An 8,230-nucleotide genomic window follows, 5' to 3' on the forward strand; every position below is an offset into this window, starting at 1 on the left:
CCGCCGGCCGTCGGCTTATCGGTGTAGCTGGTCGGGTCGAGCTCGGCCCGGCGAGCGGCGGCGTGGCGCCGGCGGATTCGCTTGTCGTAACAATAAGCCGTATTACGATGGCTGCCCAGGTCCTTGGCGACCCGCGCCGCGACGGTAGTGATGGCGGTAGCTGCAACTGGGACGGTTGACGTGCCGCTCCCGCGACCCGCTCTTCCCCGCCACATTCCCCCCCTCGATCGGTGGCGGGATGACAGACCCGTTCACGCCGCTGGAAGAACCCAACCGCAATAGCTGCTGTTCATCTTCTGTGATGATCACAAATATTATCTGGGTATTTGTCGGTCCATCGCCGTTACTTGATCGCTTCAGGAAGGTATTGCTGCTCCAGCTTGATCTATCTCGGATCAATGGGCCATTGGCCCCGGGGACGTTAATCTAGGCCTCACTCGCGGTGCTGGAACATCCGCAGCGAGTCGATACCGCCGCCGATGCCGACCGAAAGCGGATCGAGGACATCCCGGCGGCGTATGACCGCTCGGCTGAGACGTCATGAAAACGGGACCGCCCGAGGGCGGTCCCGTCGCATCGGGCCGGCCGGGTTAGCGGCTCAGCGATAGACCTTGTGCTTCTCCTCGCCGCGCAGCACGCGCAGGGCGCCCTTGGCCAGGGCGCAGAGTTCGTCCTCACCCGGATAGACCAGGAGCTTGCCCAGCCATTCCAGCCGTGGCGTCAGCAGCTCCATCACTGTCTCGTTCTGCGAGATGCCGCCGGTGACCACCACGGCGTCCTGTCCGCCGTTGAGCACCGCCGCCATCGCGCCGCACTCCTTGGCGATCTGATAGGTCATGGCGTCGAGGACCAAGCGGGCCTTCTTGTCGCCCTTGCGCATGGCCCGGGCGGCTTCGCGGGCGTCGTCGGTCCCCAGATAGGCCTTGAGGCCGCCGTTACCCACGACGCGCTTCTTCAGCTCGGCGGCGGAGTAGCGGCCGGAGAAGCACAGCTTGATCAGGCCCGTCGTCGGCAGACTGCCCGAGCGCTGGGGCGAGAAGGGGCCGCCGTCGTTGGCGTTGTTGACGTCGACCATCCGTCCGTCGCGATGGGCGCTGATGCTGATCCCGGTGCCCAGGTGGGCGATGATCAGCTTCAGCTTCTCGTAGGGCTGGCCGAGATCGGCGGCAGCCATCCGCGCCGTGGCCTTGAGGTTGAGGGCGTGGGACAGTGAGCGACGCTCCAACTCGGGGATGCCCGAGACGCGGGCGATGTCGTCGAACTCGTCGACGCTGACCGGATCGACGATGAAAGCCGGGATGCCGTTGGGATGGGCGATCCGCTGGGCCAGCATGCAGCCGAGGTTGCTGGCGTGATCCGCCGCCACGTTACCTTCGCGCACATCGCTGAGCATGGCGTTGTTTACCTTGTAAGTCCCCGAGGTCAGCGGCTTGAAGGCTCCGCCGCGGCCGACGACGGCGCTGAGATCGCCCGGTTCGATGTCCACCTGCTTGAGGACGTCGATAATCAACTGCTTGCGGTAATCGAGCTGGTCGAGAATGCTGTTGAAGTCCATCAGATCGTCGGTGTGGTGGCGGACGATCTCAGTGAAGACCATCTGCTCGCCGTCGAACACGCCGACCTTGGTCGAGGTCGCTCCCGGATTGATCACCAGTATCTTCTCAGCCATCGTCGCTACGCCTCCGGTCGCTCGCGCTGGAGAGTGGATGAATGCAGTCGACACACCGCCGCTAACGGGACGATGTGACAGGTTCAGCTACTTACGCAGGTTTATGAAGCGGCGTTTCCCGGTCGCGGGTACGCCGCTCGACCACGGTCTTGCCAACCCGTCTACAGTCTAACCGTTGACGGGGTGATTTCCAACCGCGCCCGGCATCATTCCTCGACTGGTCGGTTCTTGGGTTCCACGCTGGCGATGGCGTTCTTGAGGAATTCCAGCTTCACATCGCCGGAAACCCGGATGGTGACCAGGTTGTCACGGTCATCAACCCCCACCACGGTGCCGCGCAGGCCGCCGATGGTAACCACGCGATCGCCCTTGGCGATGGCGTCGATCATCGCCTGCTTCTTCTTCTCCTTGCGCCGCTGGGGCAGGATGATCAGGAAGTAGAAAATGGCGATGACGATGACGAAGGGCAGGATCATCCCCAGGATGCCGCCACTGTCGCCTTCAGCGCCGCCACCGCCCATCGCGAGTACGAGATCGGTAAACAAGGAGCCGCTCCTCGGCTGTGGTTGTTAGCTGAACTGCAGGGAAACCGCAAGGTGTTACTTCGCAGGGGCGGAGTTTAGCAAAGCCCGCCCGGAGGGTCAACCGTGCGCCGTGTTCACACCTCCGCCGTCGCAGATGCACCGCCACACTGCGGCGGCCCCCGGAAAACAGCCACTGGCAAAGATGCGGCCGAAGCCCCGCCGCGCGCGCCGGAACCGGCACGGTTTTTGCGGAGGCGCACGGCCGCCGCCGTCCGGACGGGCGCCGAGATGCAAAAACCGTGCCGGTTCCGGCGCTGACGATGACGGCACCGGTCGCGGAAGGGGGTTTTCCGGGGGCCGCTCGTGTTATCACCGGTGAGGCCGCTACTCGATGTCCTCCCACAGATCGCGCTTGATGGTCAGCTCCTTGGGCATGGTGAAGATGAAGCGGCTGCCCACCCCCAACTCGCTCTCCACCCAGACTTTGCCGTGGTGACGATTGACGATGGCCCGGGTGATGGCCAGGCCCAGTCCCGTTCCGCCGTAGTGGCGCGTCAGGGTGGAGTCGACCTGATAGAGGCGGTCGAAGATGCGCTCGAACTCGCTCTCCGGGATGCCGATGCCGGCGTCGGCGACGGTGAACTGATAATGGCCGTCCTGCTCGACGGCGGAGATGGTCACGGACCCTTCACCGATGGTGAACTTGTTGGCGTTGGAGAGCAGGTGGTAGAAGATGGTGTGCAGCTTGGCCTTATCCACGTTGAGGATAACCGGCTCCTTGGGTAGATCGAGAACCAGTTTCATCCGCGGCGTGTCGAGGTATTTCTCCTGGTGTTCGAAGAAGTCCTCGAGCATTTTGGAAACGTCGGTCCGTTCGAGCTCGAGCTCGTACTGGCCGGATTCGAGCTTCAACAGGTCCAGCAGCTCGTTGATCAGCTTGGTCAGATGGTCGGATTTCTCGATGATCGTGCCGAGAAGATCGAGTTGTTTGTCGTTGACGTCGCCGATGATCCGGTTGAACATCAGCTGGGCGTAGCCCTTGATCACGGTCACCGGAGTGTTGAGTTCGTGACTGACCATGGAGACGAAATCGGACTTCATCTGATCGAGCTTGACCAGCTCCTCGTTGGCCAGGGCCAGGGCCAGGGCCTTTTCGCGCAGCTCCTGGTAAAGGTTGATGTTGTGCAAGGCCTGGGAGAGCTGGTCGGCGACGGTCTCCAGGGCCGAGATGTCGGCGGAGTCGAAGGCGTCGACCCGGGAGGACTGGAAATCCAGCACGCCGACAGCCTCGCCCTCGATCAGGATCGGGATGCAGAGTTCGCTGCCGACCTCGAAGACCTCGACGGGCTGGATGTAGCGGTTTTCATCGTAGACGTCGCCCACGTATTTGGTCGTACCGGTGGTGGCCGCCCAGCCGACGATACCCTGGTCGCGATAGAGGCTGTAGCCGACGGAGATCAACACTTCGTAGAAGCCGCGGATGGCCTCGAGGACCAGCTCGCCGGCGTCCTGATCGAGGAGGAAGACGGCGACGTTGTCGTAGGCGCCCGAGTCGTACAGGGCCTCGACGGTCTGCTTGATCAGGGTCTTGCGGTCGAAGGACGACAGGGCCAGGCGGCCGAGCTTGTTGATCAGCTTGAGCTGCTCCTGGCGGCGCAGGATCTCGCCCTCGGCCCGCTTGGTGGCGGTGACGTCGTGAAGGGAGCCCTGACAGCTGTCGGAGGCTTCACCGATGGGATCCCCGGTACTGGACTTGCGCTCGATGTTGAGCTGGACGATCCGCTCCTCGCCGTCGGCGGTCAATAAGCGGAACTCGACCTCCTGGCGTCCCAGGCCGGAATGGACGCGCTCCAGGGCGCGCCGGATCTCGTCACGCTGCTCCTCGACGACCAGCTCGGTCAGCTCTACCTGGAGCAAGGCGGCCCGGGTATGACCGGCCAGCTCGCAGAAGCGTTTATTCACGTTGGTCAGGCGCAGGTCGTCATCGAGGACGAACAGGGCGTCGGAGGCCTCGCTGAACAGGGCGCGGTAGCGCTCGCGGGATTCCTGCAGCCGCTGCTGCAGGCGGGCGGTGGCGATGGCCTGGGCGGCCAGGCTGGCGAAGGATTCCAGGGGCTGGATACTGGCGGCGGTTGGAACGCGGCCGTCCTCGGGATCGTCGACGGAGATCAGGCCCAGGAACTCTCCCTGCTGGCCGACCAGGGGCACGAAGAAGAAATCGTCGGGGCTCCAGTCCTCGAAGCGGTCGGCCTCGACCCGCGAGGGCACACTGAGGCCGCCCAGCACCTCCAGACCCAGCTCGCCGGGCAGGTAGTAGCAGCGTCCGATCCGGTGGGCCACGGCCTGGATGCGCTCTAGTTGCTCGGCGGTGAAGGCCTCGGCCTGCAGCAGGGCCTGGACGTCCTCCTCGTCGATGTTGGCGAAGGCGAAGCGGTGCAGCACACCGTCTTCCATCAACGAGAGGACGGCGCGCTGGAAGGTGGAATAGTTCGTGATCGCATTGACCACCCGCTGGCAGATGTGTACCAGATCGACCTCGCCGAGGATCTCGGCGCCGATCTGCTGGAAATCGCGCAGCCGGGCGTAGGCTTCGTCCAGCTCATCGAGGGTCCGGCGCCGGCGGTGCTCGCTGCGTGAGGTGGCCACGGCCTGGGCCAGGTAGATGCCGAAGGTTTCGTAGTCCTCGAGGGGCAGATCGTCGCGGCGGCTCCAGAGGAGGGCGGCGCCCTCGAAGGTCTGGGAACTGAACAGGGGGCAGACGACGGCGTCGATGACGCCGTGCTCGGCCAGCTTGTGCAGCAACTGCTCGGCGACGTCCTCCAGGCCGTCGGACAGGGATTGGTCGGCGCACAAAACGGCGGGGCCGCGCAGGCGGCGCACCTTGTCGACGGTATGGGCGTACAGTTCATCGGAGCCGTCGGTGTCGCGGCTCAGACGCTCCAGGATGCGTCGTGCCCCGGGGACGTCGTCGTTGTAACAGGTGAAGACGCGCTCGGTGGTTGACGTCGAGCCCTCGTCATCCTCGTCGACGACCAGCACCTGTACGGCGTAGAGATCCAGCGCCGCGGCGATATTGTGCGAGACCGGCTGCAGAACCTCTTTCAGCTCACCGCCGCTGGTCAGGGCGCGGTTGATGCTGCGCAGGCCGTCGAGGGCCCGGCGACGTTCGTCCCGCACGCGGTCCAGACGCTCGTCCAGCTCCTCGGCCAGCCGGCGGGACTGCCGGCGCCAGAGGACCAGACCCAGTACGACGGTCAGCAGCACCAGACCGCCGAAGATCAACCAGTGCTGGCGTTGGGCCGCGGTGAAGGGCCCGAGAACCTCGTCCCACTCACTGACCGACAGCAAGAGGAAGTCCTCGCCGCCCAGACCGAAGGGTTGGAAGGTGATGACCAGATCTTCGTGCGGCCCGCCGTAGCCGGCCAACAGACTCGACGGCACCCGGTCCACCCCGGGCCGCCCCGTCGCGATCCGCAGACGCAGCAGCTCCAGACGGGCGTCATCCCCGTTATCGCCGGCGGTGAAGAACTCATCCAGCAGGTCCAGCTCTCGGCAACCGTAGATAACCCGGGTGTCGCCGTCGAGAAGCAAGCGACGGCAGTCCGGACCGCCGTCGGTGATCAACTGCTCGGTGAAGGCCGTCAGGCTGACCACGCCGACCAGGACGCCGGCGAAGTCGGTGTTGTCGACGGGGACGTTGATGCTCAGATAGACCTTGTCATCCTGGACGAAGGGGCGGGAGACGACGGTACGCTCTTCGGTGAAGGCCCGGGCCATCGCCTCGCCGGCGGCGCAGTATCCCTGACCCGAACCGTGGAGGCGGCGGGTGCTGACCGCGGTCTGATCGGGCAGGCGGTAGACCCACTCGCCGTCGAGATTGCTCAGCAGGAGGCGCTCCATCGCCGAGATCCGGTCCAGGCTGGTGTGACGGTAGATAATCCGCATACCGCTCTCGAGGGCGGCGCGGTTCGGCACCGTCGCCGGCTCGGCCAACGTCCGCAACGAGGACTCGTAATCACGGTAGTTCTCCGCTATCGCCCCGGCGATACTGCGGTTGACGCTCTGCTCGCCGGCGTAATGCGTCGCCACGGCGCGCTCGCGCACCGACCGGTCGAGAACCACGCCGATGGTGGTGATCACGATCAGCAGCAGGGGAAACACGATCCAGAGGTAATGCTGGAAACGCTTCATCGATCCGGGATTCCCAAGGGTGGGAGGCGGGTTTGCGGGTGCAAGGCGACCGCTAAACCCACGCCTACGGCCGCCTACGGCCGCCTACGGCGCAGATAAAGCTATAGAGTAGCATAACGCCGGGGGCTTTGGGAATGCCCCCGGCCCGGCCCTTGCGGCCCCGTCGCCGCCCGCCGTCCTCAGACCAGCAGCGGGGTGACGAAGTAGACGATGAAGCCCGCCGTCACCACGTACATCAACGGATGGACCTCACCGAAGCGGCCGCGCAGCAGCTTGAGGAAGGTGAAGGTGATGAAGCCGATGCCGATGCCGTCGGTGATCGAGTAGGCCAGCGGCATGACGATGATCGTCAGGAAGGCGGGCAGGGCGGTGTCCCAGTTCTCGAAGTCGATCCGGGTCACCAGGGAGGCCATCAGGAAGCCGACGATGATCAGGGCCGGGGCGGTGGCCTGGGACGGGATGACGGCGATGACGGGGTGGAAGAAGATCGCCGCCAAGAAGAGGACGCCGACGGTGATCGGCGTCAGGCCGCTGCGTCCGCCGCTGGAGATCCCCGCGGCGCTCTCGATGTAGGTGGTCACGCTGGAAGCCCCGGCCAGGCCGCCGAAGGCCGCCGCCAGGCTGTCGACGAGAAGGATCCGCCGCAGGCGCGGGATCGAGCCGTCCTCGCCCAGGAAGCCCGCCTTCTCCCCGATGGCCACGATCGAGCCCATGGTGTCGAAGAAATCGGTCAGCATGACCGAGAAGATGGTCAGCACCCCACCCAGGACGCCCAGGACGCCGAAGATGGGCTCGAACTCCACGGCGGCGAAGGTGCTGAAGTCAGGAGCCGCCAGGATCCGCTCGGGCAGCACCGCCGTCCCGGGAGCGAAGCCCAGCTCCCCCGGTCCGGCGATGTAGTTGGCCCCGGTGGCCAGCAGCGTGGTGAACAGGATGCCGATCAGGATCCCGCCGCGGACCCCCTTGGCCAGCAACACCCCGGTGACGAACAGGCCGAGGATGACCGTCAGCACGGGAAAGCTCCACAGCTCGCCCAGGGAGACCAGGGTGGCCGGATCGTCGACGATGATCCCGCCGTTCTGCAGCCCCATCACCGTCAGGAACAGGCCGATGCCGACGGCGATGGCGTGCTTGAGCGGCAGGGGGATGGCGTGCATCACCCGCTCTCTGACCCGGGTCAGCACCAGGACGGTGATTACCAGCCCCTCGATCAGGAAGACGCCCATGGCGGCCCCGAAGCCGCCCAGTTGATGGGCCAGCGCCAGGGCGATGGCGTTGAGCCCCATCCCCGAGGCCAGGGCGATGGGGTAGTTGCTCAGGGCGCCCATCAGGATGCACATCAGGCCCGAGGCCAGGCAGGTGGCGGTCACTCCCGCCGAAACCGGCCAGCCGATCTCGGGCGCCGCGCCGAAGGCGTTGAGGAACTGCGGATTGACCACGACGATGTAGGCCATCGTCAGAAAGGTGGTCAGTCCGGCCAGCAGCTCGCGCTTGACCGTGGTGCCACGCTCGGTCAGTTCGAAGGTCCGCTCCAGCCAGGCCATCGCTTTTCGTCCTCCTCAAGCTAACACGCATCGACAGTAACGGGCATAAGTTGTCACAGTCGGGCTAATGATAGCAGGAGGTTACGGGCGTGGACAAGCGCAAAATGGCCGCCCGCGGGCGGCCCTGCCAATGCCGAACAACAACCGGAGGGTGAGAGGTCACTCCAGAGTCTTGATCGTGCCCCAACTGGCCGGCTCGACGGCGCTGGGGGTGTAGTCCAGCTCCAGCTTGGGCCGGTAGTCGGCGTCATCGGTCTCGCCGGACTGGGTGGAAAGCATCTCGTCGACGCCGCCGTTGTCGA

General features: G+C 65.2%; 4 protein-coding genes. All 4 read right to left on the reverse strand.

The features are described 5' to 3' along the window. Positions 1-598 precede the first annotated feature (598 nt). The 4 genes from buk to GF399_04800 all read right to left on the reverse strand — a co-directional run bounded on the left by buk (position 599) and on the right by GF399_04800 (position 7,928). Positions 599-1,669 carry a butyrate kinase gene (gene buk / locus GF399_04785; protein MBD3399628.1) on the reverse strand — a complete coding sequence of 357 codons (1,071 nt, stop codon included), beginning with the start codon at positions 1,667-1,669 and terminating at the stop codon, positions 599-601. A gap of 206 nt (positions 1,670-1,875) precedes the next feature. Then, positions 1,876-2,190: a preprotein translocase subunit YajC gene (gene yajC, locus GF399_04790; protein MBD3399629.1), complete on the reverse strand. Its 315-nt coding sequence runs from the start codon at positions 2,188-2,190 to the stop codon at positions 1,876-1,878. Positions 2,191-2,577: 387 nt separating this feature from the next. Beyond that, positions 2,578-6,384 (reverse strand): GAF domain-containing protein, encoded by a 3,807-nt coding sequence (locus GF399_04795; GenBank protein ID MBD3399630.1) that lies wholly within the window; start codon positions 6,382-6,384, stop codon positions 2,578-2,580. Positions 6,385-6,563: 179 nt separating this feature from the next. After that, on the reverse strand, positions 6,564-7,928 hold the full coding sequence (locus GF399_04800) for an NCS2 family permease (GenBank protein MBD3399631.1): 1,365 nt from the start codon (positions 7,926-7,928) through the stop codon (positions 6,564-6,566). Between the last annotated feature and the right edge of the window lie 302 nt (positions 7,929-8,230).

Source organism: Candidatus Coatesbacteria bacterium, assembly GCA_014728225.1.
Taxonomy (GTDB): Bacteria; RBG-13-66-14; RBG-13-66-14; order RBG-13-66-14; family RBG-13-66-14; genus WJLX01.

Excerpts from the sequence above, each read along its gene's own strand:
- GF399_04800 (MBD3399631.1), bottom strand. The coding sequence starts at position 7,928 with ATGGCCTGGCTGGAGCGGACCTTCGAACTGACCGAGCGTGGCACCACG.
- buk (MBD3399628.1), bottom strand. The coding sequence starts at position 1,669 with ATGGCTGAGAAGATACTGGTGATCAATCCGGGAGCGACCTCGACCAAG.
- GF399_04795 (MBD3399630.1), bottom strand. The coding sequence starts at position 6,384 with ATGAAGCGTTTCCAGCATTACCTCTGGATCGTGTTTCCCCTGCTGCTG.
- yajC (MBD3399629.1), bottom strand. The coding sequence starts at position 2,190 with ATGGGCGGTGGCGGCGCTGAAGGCGACAGTGGCGGCATCCTGGGGATG.